The organism is Chryseobacterium metallicongregator (genome assembly GCF_031324065.1).
In the GTDB taxonomy this organism is placed as follows: domain Bacteria; phylum Bacteroidota; class Bacteroidia; order Flavobacteriales; family Weeksellaceae; genus Chryseobacterium; species Chryseobacterium metallicongregator.
Genome location: NZ_JAVIXS010000008.1, coordinates 70,215 through 88,671 on the forward strand (window position 1 = coordinate 70,215; position 18,457 = coordinate 88,671).

Genomic DNA, 18,457 nt, shown 5'->3' on the forward strand with positions numbered 1-18,457 from the left:
TTAATTTGAAAATGAGTTAATTTGAGAATTTGAAAATGAGAAATGGCAAAGAAAATATTATTGTAAATAAGACTTTTGATTTTGCACTCAATATTATTGAATTTTCAGAAGATTTATATGAGGATAAAAAATTTCCTTTGGCAAATCAAATTTTTAAATCAGGAACTTCGATTGGAGCCAATGTTAGAGAGGCTCAAAATGCAGAAAGTAAGGCAGTATTCATAAATTGAAAATTGCAGCTAAAGAAGCTGATGAGATAGAATATTGGCTTTTGCTGTGCTTAAAGTCTCCATATTTGAAATCTCCGAACGAGAGGTTAATATCTGATTTAAAAGAAATCCTATTAATTCTGTCTAAAATTATTTCAAGCTCAAAATTAAAATAATTTTCAAATTAACTCATTTTCAAATTTTCAAATTTAAAATATGAATGTAGGAATTATCGGTGCCGGAACCATGGGAATCGGCATTGCACAAGTAGCCGCAACGAACGGATGCAAAGTATGGGTGTACGACGCCAACGCAAAACAAGTAGAAACGGCAACGGTAGGTTTGGAAAAAACCTTGACCAAATTGGTTGATAAACAAAAAATTTCGGCAGAGAAAATGACTGAAATTTTAGCTAATATTTCCATTGCTACGGAATTGAAAGATTTCAAAGATTGTGAGCTGATTATAGAAGCCATTATCGAAAACAAAGAGATCAAAACCAAAGTGTTTACAGAACTTGAAAACTATGTTTCTGAAAGTTGTGTTCTCAGTTCCAATACCTCATCTATCTCTATCACCTCTCTTGGTGCAGAACTAAAGAAACCGGAGCGTTTCATCGGAATTCACTTTTTCAATCCGGCTCCATTGATGCCTTTAGTGGAAGTTATTCCATCCTTATTAACTGAAAAAACATTAGCAGAAAAAATCTACAACCTCATGAAAGAATGGGGAAAGACTCCTGTTATTGCCAAAGATATTCCAGGATTCATCGTCAACAGAATCGCCAGACCTTATTATGGAGAAGGCTTGAGAATTGTTGAAGAAAACATCGCCACACCTGAACAGGTAGATGATGCTATGAAAACATTGGGGAACTTCAAAATGGGACCTTTCGAATTGATGGACCTTATTGGAGTGGATGTCAACTTTGCAGTAACAACTACTGTTTACAAAGATTATTTCTACGATCCCAAATACAAGCCGTCTTTATTACAGCAAAGAATGTCTGAAGCCAAACTTCACGGCAGAAAAACAGGAAAAGGTTTCTACGATTACAGCGAAGGAGCAGAAAAACCTATTCCTCAGAAAGACGATGCTTTATACCAGCAGATCTTTTTAAGAATCATTTCCATGTTGATCAATGAGGCTGTTGAAGCGAAAAGATTAGGAGTAGCCAATGACGAAGATATCGAGCTGGCCATGCAGAAAGGCGTTAACTATCCAAAAGGATTATTAAGCTGGGGGAAAGAAATCGGATATGCAAAAATCTCCGAAACCCTTCAGAATCTTTATGAAGAATATCAGGAAGAAAGATACAGACAAAGCCCTTTGCTAAGGAAAATGTAATATGAGATATTTTCCTAAAAGATATGATGAAATAAAATCTTTAAACTCTGTTGAAAAGATTTTATCTAATATAAATGGCAATAGTGATAAAAGTTATTCTCTAACGATGAAACGCACTAATAAATTCTTAAGAGGATATACAGATAAAAATTTTTTTAAAGTAATAAGTGCTGAAGTACCATTGGGAGCTTTTTGTGTTTTTGAAGGTCAATTGGTCCAAAAGGAATATGAGACAATAATAAAGTTGAATTCAAAATTTCATAAAACTTTTAGAATAATATTATGTGTGTGGGGTATTCTTCCAGTTTTTGCGATAATTATTAATTGTTTTCAAAGTGGAGCAATAGCATTAGCATTATTATTACCAATTGCTATATTTTATACAATAATCTATTTCTTAATTAAATTTTATTTCAAAAAATCTTATGAAAATGGAATTAAAGATTTGAATAGGATTATTAATAAGTAAAATTAAGTCATTATCATGAATATAGATGAATTCAGGGCAGAGCTGGAAACCAGACTTTTAATTGAGAAACAGTATTTAACTCAGGAAGCCTCCTCCGTTAATGAGCAGGAAAGACTTGAGCTATTAGGAAAGTTTAATGAAAAATATAAAGAACTGATCAAAAGATTAGCCAGCGAAAATGGAATTGATTTAAACGAATCCTATCCCTCTGAAAATTCATCAGACTCAGAAAACCTTTCATACGGGCAGATTATTCTTGGGAAAACCATGAGTGTTTACGACAGATTATCCGATGAGCTGTATGAAGAAATAATAAACATATAATTAACAGAAATGAATCCAAGACAAGTAGCAGATTATATGTTCAATCAGGATTATTTTTCCCAGTGGATGAATATTAAGATGATTGAAGTAAAAGAAAATTACTGTTTAATAGAAATGCCAATTAAGAAGGACATGCTGAACGGGCTTAAAACAGTTCATGGCGGAGTTACCTTTGCGTTTGCAGACTCTGCGCTGGCATTTTCCTCTAATAATACCGGAGATGCAGCTGTAGCATTGAACTGTATCATCAATTTTACCAAAGCAGGAAAGGAAGGTGATGTTTTCAGAGCAGAAAGTGTTTTGGTCAATGATACGAGGAAAACAGCTGTTTATGACATTCAGATTACCAATCAAAATAAAGAACTGATTGCAAAATTTGTAGGAACAGTTTACAAAATCGGAAAAAAAGTAACAGAATTATAATAAGCAGTAAGCTTGAAGCAATAGGCATTAAGCTTTTTTGAAGCTGATAGAGCCTACTGCATATAGCTTATAGCCTAAAGCAAATAAAAATGAACAACGTATACATCATAGACTATGTCAGAACTCCCATCTCGAAACTGCAGGGAGGATTATCAGAAGTAAGAGCCGATGACTTGGCTGCTATTGTTATTAAAGAAGTAGTAGCAAGAAATCCTGAAGTTCCTGTAGAGGAAATTGAAGACGTTATTTTCGGATGTGCCAATCAGGCGGGAGAAGATAACAGAAACGTAGCAAGAATGGGACTTTTGTTGGCTGGTCTTCCTTATAAAATTGGAGGTGAGACGGTAAACAGGCTATGTGCATCAGGAATGTCTGCTGTAGCAAATGCATTTCGTTCTATTGCTGCCGGAGAAGGAGAAATTTATATCGCTGGAGGAGTAGAACATATGACACGTTCTCCATATGTGATGTCAAAACCTGGTGCTGCTTTCGGAAGAGACAGTCAGATGTTTGATACTACTTTCGGATGGCGTTTCATCAACCCTAAGATGAAAGAATTATATGGGGTTGACGGAATGGGTGAAACTGCTGAAAACTTAGCAGATATCCACCAGATCAACAGAGAAGATCAGGATAAATTTGCCCTTTGGTCTCAGCAGAAAGCTACAAAAGCACAGGAAAGCGGAAGACTGGCAGAAGAAATTGTAAAAGTTGAAATTCCTCAGAGAAAAGGAGAACCTGTCGTTTTTGAAAAAGATGAATTCATTAAACCAACTTCTTCTATGGAAGGTCTTGCAAAACTTCGTCCGGCTTTCAGAAAAGAAGGAACGGTAACTGCCGGAAATGCTTCAGGAATGAATGACGGAGCAGCTGCTTTGATTTTAGCAAGCGAAGAAGCGGTGAAAAAATATGGGTTGAAACCAAAAGCAAAAATTCTGGGATCTTCCGTAGCAGGTGTTGAGCCAAGAATCATGGGAATCGGACCTGTAGAAGCTACCCAAAAACTATTGAAAAGATTAAACCTTTCTCTGCAAGATATGGATATCATCGAATTAAACGAAGCATTTGCAGCACAGGCACTTGCTGTGACAAGAAGTTTAGGATTAAAAGATGATGACTCAAGAATAAATCCGAACGGAGGTGCTATTGCCATTGGCCACCCACTGGGAGTTTCCGGAGCAAGAATCGTAGGTTCTGCAGCAATGGAACTTCAGAAGCAGGATAAAAAATATGCATTGTGTACCCTTTGTATCGGTGTCGGACAGGGATATGCAATGGTTATCGAAAAAGTATAATTAATTTGAAAATGTGCTAATTTGAGAATTTGAAAATGTTTGAGGACATTATTAATTTTCAAATTAACTCATTCTCAGATTTTCAAATTAAAATTATGAACATCTACTCATACCATGGGATTCGTCCCATTATAAAACCTTCTGCCTACATTCATCCGCAGGCAGTCATTATCGGGAATGTAGAAATAGGGGAGGAAGTATATATCGGTCCCAATGCGGTAATCCGCGGCGACTGGGGGAAAATTATCATTAAAGATGGAGCCAATGTACAGGAAAACTGTACCCTTCACGTTTTCCCAAATATAGAAACTATTCTGGAAGAATCTGCGCACATCGGACATGGAGCGATCATTCACTCAGGACACATTGGAAAAAACTGTCTGATCGGAATGAATTCTGTGGTAATGGACAAAGCTTATATCGGTGATGAAAGTATTGTCGGGGCATTAGCTTTTGTACCAGCCAATTTCAGATGTGAACCAAGAAAACTGGTGGTAGGAAGCCCAGCAAAAATTATCCGTGATGTTTCCGACGAAATGATTCACTGGAAAACAGAAGGAACAAAACTATATCAGGAGCTGGCAAGAGAAGGAAAAGAAGCTATTCTGCCTTGTGAACCGTTTACAGAATATGTTCAGCAGATTCCAACTAAAATTGTGGATTACAGCATCTGGGATGATATAAAATAATAACCATTACAATTAAATATGATTAAAAAAATTGCGCTTGCATGCAGCATAATGTTTGCGGTGGGGTGTACGTTATCAGCACAGACTGTTGATACCAAACCGCTTACAATAGGAGAAGTGAGGATCATTAAGTCCAAAACATTAAATGAAGACAGAACGCTGAATATTTATCTTCCACAAGGATATGATAAAACAAAATCATACCCGGTGATCTATTTATTGGATGGAAGTATGAACGAAGATTTTATTCACGTTACAGGATTAGTACAATTCTTTAATCAGATGTATTCCATGCCGGAAACTATTGTGGTGGGAGTTGCTAATGTAGATAGAAAAAGAGATTTTACTTTTCACACGGATTTAAAAGACTTACAGAAAGACTATCCTACAACAGGACATTCAGATAAGTTTATTGCATTTGTTGAAAAAGAATTAAAACCTTATGTGGAAAGTCAGTTCAAAACCACAGACAAATACCTTTTCGGTCAATCTTTAGGAGGGCTTTTGGCCACAGAAATCCTTTTGAGAAAACCGGAAATGTTTAACAACTACTTTATCATCAGCCCAAGTTTGTGGTGGGATGATGAAAGCCTTCTAAAGCAGGCAGGAGCATTACTTTCAAAATCTCCGGATACTAAAAAATTCGTTTATGTTTCCGTAGGGAAAGGAGAACATCCCGTGATGGTAAAAGACGCAGAAGCTTTCTATGATGTTTTGAAAAAAGCAGGAAAGAAAAACTGGACATTGGAATATAAAATGATGGAAACAGACAATCACGCAACCATTCTTCACAGAAGTTTATATGAAGGATTGGTGAAAATGTTTCCCTATCAGGAACCGAAATAATTTTAACTGAAAGAATAAACTTATCTAAGCAAAAAGTAAAAAACTATATGGAAAAGTTAAAAAACTATATCTACGGACAATGGGTAGAAGGTACCGGAAGCGGAGTTCCCTTGTACAATGCCGTTACAGGAGAGCAGGTAGCTGTTTCCGATACAGAAGGACTTAATTTTGAACAGGCTCTTGACTACGGAAGAACCGTAGGATATAAAAACCTTTCTTCAATGACTTTCTACGACCGTGGGGAAATGCTGAAAAAAGTAGCTCTTTATCTGTTAGAAAGAAAGAAAAAATATTACGATTTATCATACAAAACAGGAGCTACACACGTTGATTCTTGGGTGGATATTGAAGGAGGTTTCGGAACTTTCTTTACTTATTCGGGATTGGCAAAAAGAATGCTTCCGAATACTTCATTTTGGGTAGATGGAGACACTCAGAAGATTTCTGCTAACGGAACTTTCTTAGGAACTCATATTTTAACACCTAGTGAAGGAGTTTCTGTACAGATTAACGCTTATAACTTTCCAGTTTGGGGAATGTTGGAAAAACTTTCTACCTCGTTATTAGCAGGTGTCCCTTCTATTGTAAAACCATCTCCTTTTGGATCTTACCTTACCAATGCGGTATTTCAGGATATGATTGAAAGTGGAGTATTGCCTGAAGGAGCTGTGCAGTTAGTGTGCGGAGAACCGGGAAATATCTTGGATTATGTACAGGATGGAGATTCTGTATTGTTCACAGGTTCAGCCAATACAGGAAGAAAATTAAAATCACTTCCATCTATTGCAGGAAATGCCGTGCGTTTCAATATGGAAGCAGATTCCCTGAACTGTTCAATTCTTGGATTGGAAGCAAAACCGGGAACACCTGAATTCGATCTATTCATCAAAGAAGTTCGTAACGAAATGACGACAAAAGCAGGACAGAAGTGTACTGCAATAAGAAGAATCATTGTTCCTGAGCACTTAATTGGTGACGTTCAGAATGCTTTGTCTAAAGCGTTGGATCAAACAAAAATCGGAAACCCATTAAGCAGAGAAACCAAAATGGGATCTTTAGTAGGAAGACAGCAGTATGAAGAAGTTCTGAGAAAAGTAAATATTTTAAAATCAGAAACAGAACTTGTTTATGATGGAAAACACGAACTGGTAGATGCTAACTATGAAAATGGAGCATTTATGAGTCCGAAATTATTCCTGAACGATAAGCCTTTCGAAAAAAATATCTCTCACGATGTAGAAGCTTTCGGGCCGGTATCTACATTAATGCCATATAAAGATGCTGAAGAAGCAGCTGCATTGGCAAAAAGAGGAAAAGGAAGTTTGGTAGGATCTATTGTTTCTCATGACGAGAACTTTATTGCAGAAACTTCCTGGAAAATGGCTTCCCAGCACGGAAGAATCTTTGTATTGAACAGAGATAACGCGAAAGAAAGCACAGGTCATGGTTCCCCACTTCCTACATTGATGCACGGAGGTCCTGGTAGAGCAGGTGGCGGAGAGGAAATGGGCGGACTGAGCGGTCTTCATTTCTTCCTACAGAAAACAGCAATCCAGGGATCACCGGATGTGTTGAAAGCAATTACTAAGATTTACCAGCAGGGAGCAGAGAAAAAATACTCAGATAAACATCCTTTCCAGAAATATTTTGAGGAAGTAGAAGTAGGTGACTCTTTAGAAACAGCGGGAAGAACAGTTACGGATGCAGATATTGTAAATTTCTCCAATGTTTCATGGGATCATTTCTATGCGCATACAGATGCTACAAGTTTAACAGGTACCATCTTTGATAAAACTGTTGCTCACGGATATTTTATCCTTTCAGCAGCAGCAGGATTATTCGTTTCAGGTAAAAAAGGACCTGTTATTGCTAACTATGGATTGGAAGAATGTAGTTTCTTCAAACCTGTATATGCCGGAGATACCATTACTGTTTATTTAACAGCAAAAGAAAAAATCAACAGAGGAGTAAAAGGAAGAAATATTCCTTCCGGTGTTGTAAAATGGCTGGTTGAAGTTGTTAATCAAAGAGATGAGGTCGTTTGCGTGGCAACAATTTTAACATTGGTAGCAAAACAATCTCCTTTCATCGATCTGAATGTGAAAAACGTTCAGAAAATACTGAATGGACTAACAGAAACTACACCTTCTCTTTGGGGAAAAATGTCTCCACAGCAGATGTTGGAACATCTTGAGCAGGCGGTATTGGTGAGTTTTGGAGAACCAGAAGCCGAAAAATGCTTTACTCCGGAAGAAAATCTTGAAAAATGGCAGGATTCTCTTTATAACCACAGAGCAATGCCAAAAGAATTTACAGCTCCATTCCTTCCACAGGATGGCTCACTTCCTGAGCTAACACACAAAAATCTGGAAGCGGCAAAACTGTCATTCATGGATAACCTGAAGAAATTTGTAATCTATTACAAAGAAAATCCACAGGCAGAACACATGAATTACGTTTTCGGAAAACTGAATAAAGAAATGTGGGAACTGATGCATAAAAAGCATTTTACGCACCACTTCCAACAGTTTGGATTGATTTAATTCAAAATAAAATATAAATTTATAGTCCCTTTCAGTATAAACTGAAAGGGACTTTTTAATACTTCATGTCAAGGTTTGAAACCTTAATATGGTAAGAGAATCAGAAATATTTTTTAATCATGAAATCTTTAAAAACCCCTTTTAATATTGCCTTCTGGACTTTCTTAATTTTATTTCTTTTTTCCTGTTCGGGAAGTCATAAACCGGATAAAGAAGGTTATTTTTCTGAAGAAAAATTTGTGGATAGCCTCAATGTGGGAAGAAAAGGAAAAACTAAAGTTGAGTTTGAGAAATTCAGGCATACAGGTAACGGAGATGTATTTGTGTCAATTAATTTTTATAAATCGGAAAAGAAGTGGGTAAAAGGTGAGAAAACGGATGTTGACATCTGGCGACTGACCAACAGTTTTAAATTTGATAAAGATGGAATATCTGATATGGATGTTCAAATTGGTGATTTCAATAACGACGGATTTAATGATATAACCTATCAGAGTGCTATCGCTGGAAGAGGGGGAAATATAGTGATGACATTATTTGTTTATAATCCTGGGAATAAAGATTTCATCCACATCAAAAATTCTGAATTTTATCCGAATTTAACTTACAACGCAAAATTAGATTGTATTAATTCACTCATTTTAACTGGCTCTACAACAACCGTATTTCTAAAAATTAAAAAAGATTCTCTGCAAGAATTTGCCAGAGTGGATGTTTCAGATAAAATAATAGTAGAAGAAAAAGATTCTACAGGAAAGTTTAAAATTATTGAAGAAAAACCATTCAAAGGAAATGATGAAGATTTCTATAATGCTTTTAAAAATTACAAACCTTTAGAATATTAATAATATCTATAAATGTTCATAATTTCAATTAGTTATACTTTTTATTTGAAAAATTATTAACTTTAATAGGCGAAATCCGAAAAGCATATAGAGTAGGAGAGAATATCAAAACAAACCACTATGAAAAACTTAAAAAAACTTTCAAGACATGAGTTGAGATCTCTTAAAGGCTCCGGACCAAACTGGTCTTGTGTCCTTAATCCTTGCCCTCCCGGAAGCTGTTGTCTTCCTGGAAGATGGCCTGATATTGCAAGAGCATGTTATATATGTGCTGATTCTTAGATTTTTTTCACTTAAAACAATACATAAAGCTGCAGCTCCCATGGTTTGCAGCTTTATTTTTATAATCTTGTGTTAAAAATTCTTTCCTGTTTGATGCCTTTAGATTTATTCATTATTTTCAAACTTTAAATCAACTCAAAAAAATATAGAAATAATGAACGAAAGCTGGATGCAAAAATGGGAAGAAGTGAAAAATATTCTGGTTTGTCCTGCAGATCTGGAAGCGTATTTTAATTCTGATGAAATTCTGGGGCAGAAAATGGAAGTGATGGAAATCGGAAATGTTTCTCTTCCTTCCGGAAAAGTGGTGGTAAGAGATCCGCTGGTGTCTCTAAATGCCAATCAATCACCTTATTTTATTCAGGCTCCGAAAGGAAATTTTCCTGTAACTATTGCTGTAGTAAAATCTGAAGATTGGGGAGACAGATATGCCGTAGTAAAAGTTGAATTTACTAAAGAAAAGCCCGTTGTTTATAGAGAAGCCTTAGTTGGAATAGAAGAGTTAGAAGGAGTCACTGAAGATGATTTTTTTGGTTTTGAGGTAGATGCTGGTTTAGGTTGTATTGCGGATAAAGAAGTACTTCCTTTTGTAGATCAATTTATTGATGAAATAAATGTCGACAATATTTATGATGATTATTTTGCCGGGCTTTTTTCACAAAGCTATAAAGATTATCCCAACAATCAGAGAGAAGCAGGAGACTGGATCAATTGGATGATTCCTGATACCAGCTATCAGATTCCGATGTTTGCAAGTGGTTTTGGCGACGGTAGTTATCCTGTTTATTTTGCTTATGATAATAACGGAGAGATCTGTGGTTTATACATTCAATTTATTGATATTGAGTTGGCTTTAAGTGAAGAAGATGAAGATGAGGATCTTGACGATGATCAACCTGAAAACTTTATTTTTTCTAAAAACTAAATATGAATACAACTTTTGCAGACCATGTTATTACGTTCAATGAAAGTCTGAACTATACTGGAAATTTACCTGAAGGTTTTGATGTTCTGAATCCGTATCTGGAAAACCCTGAAACATTAATGGTAATGCAGAAGTTTTATCATAAATATTACAATGATTCATCTCGAAGAAAATTTATTATTGGAATCAATCCCAGCCGTCATGGCGCTGGAGTAACAGGAGTTCCGTTTACCGATACCAAAAGATTGGAAAGTGTCTGCGGAATCAAAATGGAATCTGCCCATACCCATGAAATTTCTTCCGTGTTTATGTATGACATGATGGAAAGCTATGGTGGAGCTGATCTTTTTTATAAAGATATTTATATCAATTCTCCATTTCCGTTGGCTATTGTAAGGAAAACAAAAAACGGATGGCTGAATGCTAATTACTATGATGATAAAAGACTCTTCGAAGCGGTAAAAGACTTTATGGTCGAATCTCTGAAGAAGCATATCAGTCTTACTCTCGATACATCAGAGGTTTTTATTCTGGGTAAGAAGAATGCCGATTTTATTTCAAAATTAAATAAAGAAGCAAAATTGTTTGATAAAATGACAGTGCTGGAACATCCAAGATATATCCAACAGTACAAATTAAAAGAAAAACAGCTTTATATAGACAAGTACATTTTAGCTTTGCAGAAATGACAAAATCCCTTCGTCGAAAGGGATTTGTCATTCATGAATTAGAATCTTTATGGGAATATGGAACTTGTGAAATTTCTTACGATTAGTTTTTAATGACTTTGGTAGATTCTGTAGCTGTTTTAATAATGTAAACTCCTTTTGGAAGCTCTGAAATATTGATTTCATTATTCCCCTTTTGAGTTTGTATAGTTTTCAGCATTTTACCATCCAGACCATAAATTTTAGCCTCACTGGCTTTTTCTGTAGTAATAGAAATAGGCCCGTGGGTCGGATTAGGATAAACAGTCAAGTCTTTTTTAATGCTTTTAGCTTCCGAAGTACCCAATACCAGATTACTGTCTTTTACCCAGGTGAAAGCATCCAAACCTACATATCGGAAAGCTCCGTTTGCGGTGATTTGTAACTCATCAATCACAATGTTCGAGTAATTCTGACCATTTAAGTTGGTAAGATCAATTAATGTGTATCCATTTGTGCTGCCTAAGCTGGTTGCAAATCCGGTAGTTTTTATTTGGGAGAATTTTGTTACTCCGCTTAATTTTCCGGTTATAGTCAGATTTCCTGTTACATTCAGATCCAGGTTCAATGCAGAAAGATACATCCAGAATCTGTTTACTTTAAATAAATTAGAAGTAGTTTTTATACTGAATGATGGCGGAGATTGAGTATCGTTGGAATTATCAATGTATCTGTTATCATTAGCTGTTCCGCTCCAGCCGGTTCCCGGGAAATTCCCCTGAATATCAAAAACACTTACATGTGAAATGATATTGAAAATGACTCCATTATCGGTGAAGCTTGTACTCCCGTTCGATTCTGTCTCAAATTGTTCCGTACTGGTCTGCCCGAATGAGAAAATTGAAATGAGCAGACTACAGATTGTTAAAAAAGTAGTGCTTTTCATGATTTTTGTTTTAAATGTTAGGTTATTGTATAGATATTAATCTCTTGGAGGATAAATACCTTCAACACAAATGATATAATTTAAACCTAGATAAGGTGGCATATTATTCACAGGCAGATTTTGTCCTATGAAGGCAATGCTTTGATTATTAATAATCGTGTCAGGGTTAGCATCATTCACAAAACTTGGTACAGCATTGAAATCTCTTCCCACTTGTGTACCTGAGATGGCAATTGTTGAAGTGGCCGTAGGAGTAGATGAATTAGCATTCTTATTTGCTACCTTAAGCTGAAATCCTGCACCTAGACTTGGAAGGTTGGATGCTAAAAGTGTATTTTGTGTAGTTCCGGACACCACTCCCAAAGGATAAAATTGGTTCGCATTTACATTCCCTGCACCTAAAGCCATACGTCCTTTTAAGTTGGGGAGAGCAAACGTAGTAATACCGTCTCCACCATAAGTTGTTCCTAAAATAGAGAATAAGGCAGAATTTCTTGAAATGCTTATTAGACTTCCGTCGCAAAACATCCAGCCTCTAGGTGCGAAATTTCCTGCAAATAATTTTACAATTCCAATGTACTCTTCCATGATGATATTTTTTTAGTTTTTAGATTTCTTACTCTTTTACAGGCTTTTCAGAATCCGCCTTTTGATTATTTATTCTCAGTTCAAAGGAACGATTAATAGTAGGGTGGTGCTAGAGTAGAAAATACCAAATTAAAAACTCCGTATTTCTACGTAATAGATGTTGTGAGATATGCGGGTTTAAAAAGAAAATTTATACTTTAAGTTTCTCTGAACGAGCTGTATTTCGTATTTTTGTAAGAATCCAATAAAATAAAAATGAGCGAATTTGTAGCATCAGAAATTAAAAATAATATTGCCGAAATCACTTTCGGAACACCCAAAAGTAATTCTCTTCCGGGAGCAATTTTAGAAAAACTGGCAGAAACTATTCTTGAAGAAGGGGCAAAAGACGAAGTGAAAGCTATTTTAGTAAAAAGTGCAGGTGAGAAAGCTTTTTGTGCAGGAGCAAGTTTTGACGAGCTTTTAGCAATTGAGGAACTTGAAGCTTCTACGAAATTTTTCGGAGGTTTTGCTAAAGTTTTAAATGCAATGAGAAACTGCGGGAAAATTGTAGTGGTAAGAGTTCAGGGGAAAACAACTGGAGGAGGAGTAGGAATTGCTTGCGGAGCAGATTATTGTTTTGCTACTAAAGATTCAGCTCTGGCACTTACTGAAATCAATCTTGGAATCGGGCCTTTTGTAATTGGGCCTTATGTTGAAAGAAAAATAGGGAAGTCGCAATTCTCTGCAATGGCCATTGACGCAGACTTCAGATCTGCAGAATGGGCTGAGCAACATAATATTTACCATTCTGTTTCAGATACTATTGAAGAAATGGATGAAAAGCTAGAGAAGTTTTTACATACTTTAGCATCAAGAAGCAGCGATGCTCTAGCGTTAATCAAAAAAGTTTCTTGGGAAGGAACAGATCACTTCAATGAACTAATGCCTGCAAGAATTCATATGAGTGCCAGTCTTATCCTTGAAGATTCTGCAAAGAAAAATATTGAGTCTATTAAAGAAAGATTAAGGGCAAAATAATTTGTCTTTAATGGTTAGAAAATAAGTGGATTCTGATCCATATGTTATCCGTAGAAATAATTGTTTTCTACGGATTTTTTTATGCTTTATTGTGCTTTTATAGTGGTTGTTTGATTTTTTTCAAACAGAAATGATAGTATATTCTACATGTTTTCGGAAATTACATTATTGTTATATTATTTTGTATTCTTTGTGTTTTTGCGCAAATAAATGTTAGTTTTTATGATTTATCAATAGTATTTTAACTTATTTTAAATAAGTGTTTAGTTTTTATTAAACTTGTTTAGTTGAATTTTAACTTATTTTTTTAATGAATAATCAATAAAATGTTAAAATTATTAACTAATTATGTTTAATTCAATTAAAGTTCTTTTTTATTGGCTTTTTATTATTTTTTATTACATATATTTGCGTTCATACTGTTAAAATATGTTAAATATGAAAATGAAGTTAATATTGAGTACTGCTGTGTTATTCTTTGCAGGAGGGCACATGGTAGAAGCCCAAAAGGCTAAGCGTGACACCATACCACAGGATACTAAGATTGATGAAATCGTTGTAGTAGCTTACGGAAGCCAGAAAAGAGAAACAATGGTTGGCTCCAATACAGAAATTAAGGCGAAACAATTTGCCGATAGACCGATAACAAGTATCGGACAGGCTTTGGATGGAGCCAGTGCCGGTGTAAAAGTAAGTACGGGTACAGGTCAACCGGGAAGTTCGCCAAGTATTCAAATCCGTGGGATAGGTTCTTATGGAATTACAACGGCGCCTTTATATGTAGTTGATGGTACAGTATATACTGGATCTCTTGCGGCAATTAATCCCAATGATATTGCATCATTCAATATCCTGAAAGATGCAGCTTCTACTTCTTTGTATGGTTCTGCTGCAGCTAATGGTGTTGTTTTGATCACTACAAAATCTGGTAGAAAAGGAAAAGATGCATTTAACTTTAGCATGAGTACCGGAGCGGTAGGAAGATCAATTCCGGAATATGACAGAGTGAATGTTTATCAATATTATCCTCTTGTTTGGGAGTCAATAAGAAACGGTAGAATGACTTCTGTACCAGGTACTAGTGTTGCGGATGCCAACGCTTACGCTACGGCACAATTGATTTCAGGTGTTCTTAAGACCAATGTTTTTAATGTGCCGGATAATCAATTGGTTGTCAATGGACTTCTGAACTCAAATGCTCAGTTAAAATATACAGACCTGGATTGGCAAAAACCATTGATGAATACAGGTTTCAGACAGAATTATGAATTAAATTACAGTGGAGGAAGTAATACAACAACCTATTTTTCTTCAGTAGGATATACCAATGAAACCGGATATCTTATCAAATCAGATTTTGAAAGATTTACGGCAAGATTAAAAGTAGATTCTCAGGTTAAAAGCTGGTTGAAATTAGGAAGTAGTATCAGTGGAGTGTCTTCTAACGGAAATAACTCAGTAGAAGGTGTAGATAATAATTCTGCTTATATCAACCCATACAGATGGACAAGAACAATGGGACCTATTTACAGTCCTTATGCTCATGATCCTAATACATTTGCTACCCTTTATGATAATGATGGAAACATAGTGTATGATGCAGGAAGTGCCAGAGGTGCTGATGCAGCGGCAGGAAGAAACGTAATTCAGGAGACACTTTTAAATAAAGACCTTTCCAAAAACTATTATATCATTTCCAGAGCCTATGCTGAAATTAAAGTTGATCCTTATCTTACTTTATCTACAAACGTAGGGTACGATATCAGAAATAACAGAAGAAGTACCTATGGAAATAAAATTATCGGGGATGCAGCTCCGGGAGGTTCAGCAGAAAAATTTAGTTTTACAGAGCAAACCTTTACCTGGAATCAGCTCTTAAACTACAAAAGAAAATTCGGAGATCATAATTTTGAATTCCTTTTAGGGCATGAAAACTATAAATTCATGTATGAATACCTATATGGATATAAAAAAGGTCAGATTGTAGATGATAATGATGAGTTGGTTAACTTTGTAACTCCATCATCGCTTACTTCACGTACAGATAACTACAGAAAAGAAGGGGTATTCTCAAGATTAAATTATGATTATAAATCAAAATACTTACTTTCAGGTTCTATCCGTTGGGATGGTTCGTCCAGATTTGCTAAAGATGTAAGATGGGATTCATTCTGGTCTCTAGGTGCAGGATGGAGGCTGAAAGGAGAAGAGTTCTTAAGTAATTCCAATCTTATCAGTGAATTGAAATTGAGAGCGTCATATGGTGAAGTAGGAAATGACAGGACAGATAGTTATTATATGTATAAAAGTACTTATACTTTAGGATATAATAATGCTCAGGAGCCTGGAATCTTATTTGGCTTTTTAGCTGATCCTACCATTACCTGGGAAGCTAATAAACAAACCGATGTAGGAATTGATTTTGGCTTTTTAAATAATAGAATTACAGGATCCGTAGAATACTATAACAGGGTTACTGAAGATCTGATTTTCCCGGTTCCGGTTCCCGTTTCTTCAGGGGTTCCCGATAATACAATCAGCAGAAATGTAGGAACGATGTATAATCGTGGATTTGAATTCAGTATTAATGCAGATGTGATTAAAAATCAGAATTTCACATGGAATATTAATGCCAATGCCTCTACACTTAAAAATCAGATTACAGAACTTTCTAATGGTATCACGGAAATTATCAATGGAACTAAGAAAATTTCTGTAGGCCACTCAGTGTATGATTATTGGTTAAGACAATGGTATGGGGTAGATCCGGCTGACGGTTCTCCTTTATTCCTGGTAGCTGATGCTTATGCTAATACAACAGCTGCTGATATCAGAACGGTGAATGGTCAAAAAGTTACTACCAATTTCAACAAAGCAAAATATGACTATTCCGGTACTGCAATTCCTGACTTATTCGGAAGTTTCGGAACTACGATTACCTATAAACAATGGTCTTTATCTGCGATGTTTACTTATCAGTTAGGTGGAAAAACATATGACTCCAACTATGCTGCTTTGATGTCCAGTTACTCACAGGGAGGAGCTTTAAGTACAGATATTCTGGATAGATGGACAACGCCTGGGCAAATCACAGATGTGCCGGCATTAAACTCTTCAACATATACAAGTTCTAATGCTGCTTCATCAAGATGGCTGGTAAGCTCAGATTTTCTTACATTTAGACAAGCTACTTTAAGTTATAGCTTTACTCCGGAAACTTTATCTCAGCTGGGAGTTTCAGGATTAAGAATCCTTGTTTCAGGTGAAAACTTATGGAGCAAAACAGCAAGAAAAGGATTGGAGCCTGCTCAGGCATTTAACGGTACGGCATCAAACAGATATACACCGGCGAGAGTAGTAACAATAGGATTTAATGTATCTTTTTAAATAATTAAGTAATGAAAAATATCGCAAAACAATATATAAAATGGGCTGTTGTTCTTTCAGTCTTTACGGGAACAGTTTCATGTGAGAGTGATTATCTTGAAACGGATCCTACCACTGCAGCCTCTGAGGAAGCTGCTTACTCAAGTGCTGCCAACCTTATGGCCATTGTAAACGGAATGCATAGAGATATGTATTTCAGACAAAATGATAATCAGGGACAAAATGGTCAGGGTGGAATTATGATCATGATGGATGCTTTGGCAGATGATCTTGTATTTCCTTCTACAGGTAACGGTTGGTATGTTTCAACTGTGAGATGGCAGGATCAGGTAAATGATAATGCTGCCAATGATTTTTATCCTTATCAGTTTTATTATGCGCTAATCCGAAATGCAAATCTGGTTATTGCAAATGGTCCTTCGGTTCCTGCTCCTACTGCTGCTGATGCTACTACCATTAAAGCAGCTATTGGGGAGGCTTATGCATTCAGAGCTTTCTGTTATTATATGTTAGTTCAAATCTATGGTAAAAGATATGTGCCGGGAGCGAACAATACCCAGCTTGGTGTTCCGATCAGACTGGTGGCAAATGAAATACCTTTGGCGAGAAATACTGTTGAAGAAGTATATACCCAAATCAATAAAGACCTTAATGAAGCATCAACAAGGCTTACAGGGATAACAAGAGCTACAAAGTCGCATTTTAATGACAAAGTAGTTTTAGGATTAAAAGCTAGAATTGCATTAACACAAGGTAATTATGCGGCGGCTGTAACAGCTGCGCAATCAGCACGTGTAGGATTTGCTTTGATGGATAATGCAACCTATACCGCTGGATTTAATAATTTAGCTGGTGTTGCTGAATGGATGTGGGGTGCTACTATTATAGCAGATCAGGGAGACACGTTTTCGAATTTTGGAGCGTATATGTCAAGAAACTTCAACTCTACCAATATTCGTCAGGCTCCTAAAGCGATTAATAGTAAATTATTCCTTTCATTCCCATCAACAGATATTAGAACTAAGAATTTTGATCCTACAGGTGCGCATACAGCACTTGCTTTACCTTCAACATATTCTAAATTCCCTTACACGGGACAGAAGTTTCTTGCTGCAAGCCAGGCAGACAGTAGAGTAGATGTTCCTTACATGAGATCTGCAGAAATGTATCTTATTGAAGCGGAAGCTTTGGCCAGATCCGGTGACGAAGCTGGTTCTAAAGCTGTTTTCAACGTATTTGCAAAAAATAGAAACCCATCTTATACAGGAGCTACTACAACAGGAGCTGCCTATATTACAGAAATTCTTGACAGCAGAAGGCTGGAATTCTGGGGTGAAGGTTTCAGATTCCTAGATCTTAAGAGATTGAATTTAGGTTTGGACAGAACAGGAGCCAACCATTCTTCAGTAGTGACTAATAACGTAATGACAGTGGCTAATACAGACTTACGTTGGGAATTCCTGATTCCAAGAACTGAAATCAATGCCAACCCATTGATTGTTCAGAATCCTTTATAACACGTACAGATTTTAATATATGATTGAGAATCCTGCTTTAGCGGGGTTCTCTTTTTTTTATGGGTAAATAAACGATGAGGTCTTCAGAAAAAAATATTTTAAAATTTAAAATAAAGGGTTGGCAGATTAAAAATAAATTTTAACTTTGTAATTCA

General features: G+C 36.0%; 17 protein-coding genes and 1 pseudogene. 16 read left to right on the plus strand and 2 right to left on the minus strand.

Translation table 11 applies throughout. The features are described from left to right. Positions 1-35: 35 nt before the first annotated feature. From REB14_RS12085 to REB14_RS12145, 13 genes and pseudogenes are all read left to right on the plus strand, one after another. A pseudogene (locus REB14_RS12085) lies at positions 36-385 on the plus strand (four helix bundle protein). A gap of 40 nt (positions 386-425) precedes the next feature. Next, positions 426-1,556, plus strand: coding sequence for a 3-hydroxyacyl-CoA dehydrogenase NAD-binding domain-containing protein (locus tag REB14_RS12090; RefSeq protein WP_309522308.1), 1,131 nt, complete (start codon positions 426-428; stop codon positions 1,554-1,556). A gap of 1 nt (position 1,557) precedes the next feature. Further along, positions 1,558-2,025 (plus strand): hypothetical protein, encoded by a 468-nt coding sequence (locus REB14_RS12095; RefSeq protein ID WP_280214215.1) that lies wholly within the window; start codon positions 1,558-1,560, stop codon positions 2,023-2,025. Between the two features lie 15 nt (positions 2,026-2,040). Continuing rightward, on the plus strand, positions 2,041-2,349 hold the full coding sequence (locus tag REB14_RS12100; protein WP_309522309.1) for a hypothetical protein: 309 nt from the start codon (positions 2,041-2,043) through the stop codon (positions 2,347-2,349). 9 nt (positions 2,350-2,358) lie between these two features. Continuing rightward, complete coding sequence (locus tag REB14_RS12105) at positions 2,359-2,772, plus strand: PaaI family thioesterase (protein WP_034695815.1); 414 nt, start codon at positions 2,359-2,361, stop codon at positions 2,770-2,772. A gap of 89 nt (positions 2,773-2,861) precedes the next feature. Then, a complete protein-coding gene (gene pcaF, locus REB14_RS12110) occupies positions 2,862-4,067 on the plus strand; it encodes a 3-oxoadipyl-CoA thiolase (protein WP_309522310.1) in 1,206 nt (401 codons plus the stop codon). Positions 4,068-4,162: 95 nt separating this feature from the next. Then, the gene (locus tag REB14_RS12115) at positions 4,163-4,756 is read left to right on the plus strand and encodes an acyltransferase (protein ID WP_047429267.1); all 594 of its coding nucleotides are present in this window, start codon (positions 4,163-4,165) and stop codon (positions 4,754-4,756) included. Positions 4,757-4,774: 18 nt separating this feature from the next. After that, positions 4,775-5,602: an alpha/beta hydrolase gene (locus tag REB14_RS12120; RefSeq protein ID WP_309522311.1), complete on the plus strand. Its 828-nt coding sequence runs from the start codon at positions 4,775-4,777 to the stop codon at positions 5,600-5,602. A gap of 47 nt (positions 5,603-5,649) precedes the next feature. Continuing rightward, positions 5,650-8,145 (plus strand): phenylacetic acid degradation bifunctional protein PaaZ, encoded by a 2,496-nt coding sequence (paaZ, locus tag REB14_RS12125; RefSeq protein ID WP_309522312.1) that lies wholly within the window; start codon positions 5,650-5,652, stop codon positions 8,143-8,145. Between the two features lie 119 nt (positions 8,146-8,264). Then, entirely contained in the window at positions 8,265-8,990 is a 726-nt protein-coding gene (locus REB14_RS12130) for an XAC2610-related protein (RefSeq protein ID WP_309522313.1), read from the plus strand. A gap of 120 nt (positions 8,991-9,110) precedes the next feature. Then, entirely contained in the window at positions 9,111-9,272 is a 162-nt protein-coding gene (locus REB14_RS12135) for a bacteriocin-like protein (RefSeq protein WP_156118866.1), read from the plus strand. 154 nt (positions 9,273-9,426) lie between these two features. After that, a complete protein-coding gene (locus tag REB14_RS12140; protein WP_309522314.1) occupies positions 9,427-10,197 on the plus strand; it encodes a DUF4241 domain-containing protein in 771 nt (256 codons plus the stop codon). A 2-nt stretch (positions 10,198-10,199) separates the two neighbouring features. Beyond that, entirely contained in the window at positions 10,200-10,886 is a 687-nt protein-coding gene (locus REB14_RS12145; protein WP_079240357.1) for an SMUG2 DNA glycosylase family protein, read from the plus strand. 82 nt (positions 10,887-10,968) lie between these two features. On the opposite strand, the gene REB14_RS12150 is transcribed toward REB14_RS12145, so the two are convergent. Beyond that, positions 10,969-11,790: a T9SS type A sorting domain-containing protein gene (locus tag REB14_RS12150; RefSeq protein WP_079240358.1), complete on the minus strand. Its 822-nt coding sequence runs from the start codon at positions 11,788-11,790 to the stop codon at positions 10,969-10,971. A gap of 36 nt (positions 11,791-11,826) precedes the next feature. Beyond that, a complete protein-coding gene (locus REB14_RS12155; protein ID WP_079240359.1) occupies positions 11,827-12,378 on the minus strand; it encodes a phage tail protein in 552 nt (183 codons plus the stop codon). Positions 12,379-12,633: 255 nt separating this feature from the next. On the opposite strand from REB14_RS12155, the gene REB14_RS12160 reads away from it, so the two are divergent. The 3 genes from REB14_RS12160 to REB14_RS12170 all read left to right on the plus strand — a co-directional run bounded on the left by REB14_RS12160 (position 12,634) and on the right by REB14_RS12170 (position 18,302). Continuing rightward, the gene (locus REB14_RS12160) at positions 12,634-13,398 is read left to right on the plus strand and encodes an enoyl-CoA hydratase/isomerase family protein (protein ID WP_309522315.1); all 765 of its coding nucleotides are present in this window, start codon (positions 12,634-12,636) and stop codon (positions 13,396-13,398) included. A 438-nt stretch (positions 13,399-13,836) separates the two neighbouring features. After that, on the plus strand, positions 13,837-16,785 hold the full coding sequence (locus REB14_RS12165; RefSeq protein WP_309522316.1) for a SusC/RagA family TonB-linked outer membrane protein: 2,949 nt from the start codon (positions 13,837-13,839) through the stop codon (positions 16,783-16,785). Positions 16,786-16,796: 11 nt separating this feature from the next. After that, positions 16,797-18,302, plus strand: coding sequence for a RagB/SusD family nutrient uptake outer membrane protein (locus tag REB14_RS12170; RefSeq protein ID WP_309522317.1), 1,506 nt, complete (start codon positions 16,797-16,799; stop codon positions 18,300-18,302). Positions 18,303-18,457: the final 155 nt, after the last annotated feature.

Excerpts from the sequence above, each read along its gene's own strand:
- REB14_RS12090 (WP_309522308.1), top strand. The coding sequence starts at position 426 with ATGAATGTAGGAATTATCGGTGCCGGAACCATGGGAATCGGCATTGCA.
- REB14_RS12095 (WP_280214215.1), top strand. The coding sequence starts at position 1,558 with ATGAGATATTTTCCTAAAAGATATGATGAAATAAAATCTTTAAACTCT.
- REB14_RS12100 (WP_309522309.1), top strand. The coding sequence starts at position 2,041 with ATGAATATAGATGAATTCAGGGCAGAGCTGGAAACCAGACTTTTAATT.
- REB14_RS12105 (WP_034695815.1), top strand. The coding sequence starts at position 2,359 with ATGAATCCAAGACAAGTAGCAGATTATATGTTCAATCAGGATTATTTT.
- pcaF (WP_309522310.1), top strand. The coding sequence starts at position 2,862 with ATGAACAACGTATACATCATAGACTATGTCAGAACTCCCATCTCGAAA.
- REB14_RS12115 (WP_047429267.1), top strand. The coding sequence starts at position 4,163 with ATGAACATCTACTCATACCATGGGATTCGTCCCATTATAAAACCTTCT.
- REB14_RS12120 (WP_309522311.1), top strand. The coding sequence starts at position 4,775 with ATGATTAAAAAAATTGCGCTTGCATGCAGCATAATGTTTGCGGTGGGG.
- paaZ (WP_309522312.1), top strand. The coding sequence starts at position 5,650 with ATGGAAAAGTTAAAAAACTATATCTACGGACAATGGGTAGAAGGTACC.
- REB14_RS12130 (WP_309522313.1), top strand. The coding sequence starts at position 8,265 with ATGAAATCTTTAAAAACCCCTTTTAATATTGCCTTCTGGACTTTCTTA.
- REB14_RS12135 (WP_156118866.1), top strand. The coding sequence starts at position 9,111 with ATGAAAAACTTAAAAAAACTTTCAAGACATGAGTTGAGATCTCTTAAA.
- REB14_RS12140 (WP_309522314.1), top strand. The coding sequence starts at position 9,427 with ATGAACGAAAGCTGGATGCAAAAATGGGAAGAAGTGAAAAATATTCTG.
- REB14_RS12145 (WP_079240357.1), top strand. The coding sequence starts at position 10,200 with ATGAATACAACTTTTGCAGACCATGTTATTACGTTCAATGAAAGTCTG.
- REB14_RS12150 (WP_079240358.1), bottom strand. The coding sequence starts at position 11,790 with ATGAAAAGCACTACTTTTTTAACAATCTGTAGTCTGCTCATTTCAATT.
- REB14_RS12155 (WP_079240359.1), bottom strand. The coding sequence starts at position 12,378 with ATGGAAGAGTACATTGGAATTGTAAAATTATTTGCAGGAAATTTCGCA.
- REB14_RS12160 (WP_309522315.1), top strand. The coding sequence starts at position 12,634 with ATGAGCGAATTTGTAGCATCAGAAATTAAAAATAATATTGCCGAAATC.
- REB14_RS12165 (WP_309522316.1), top strand. The coding sequence starts at position 13,837 with ATGAAAATGAAGTTAATATTGAGTACTGCTGTGTTATTCTTTGCAGGA.
- REB14_RS12170 (WP_309522317.1), top strand. The coding sequence starts at position 16,797 with ATGAAAAATATCGCAAAACAATATATAAAATGGGCTGTTGTTCTTTCA.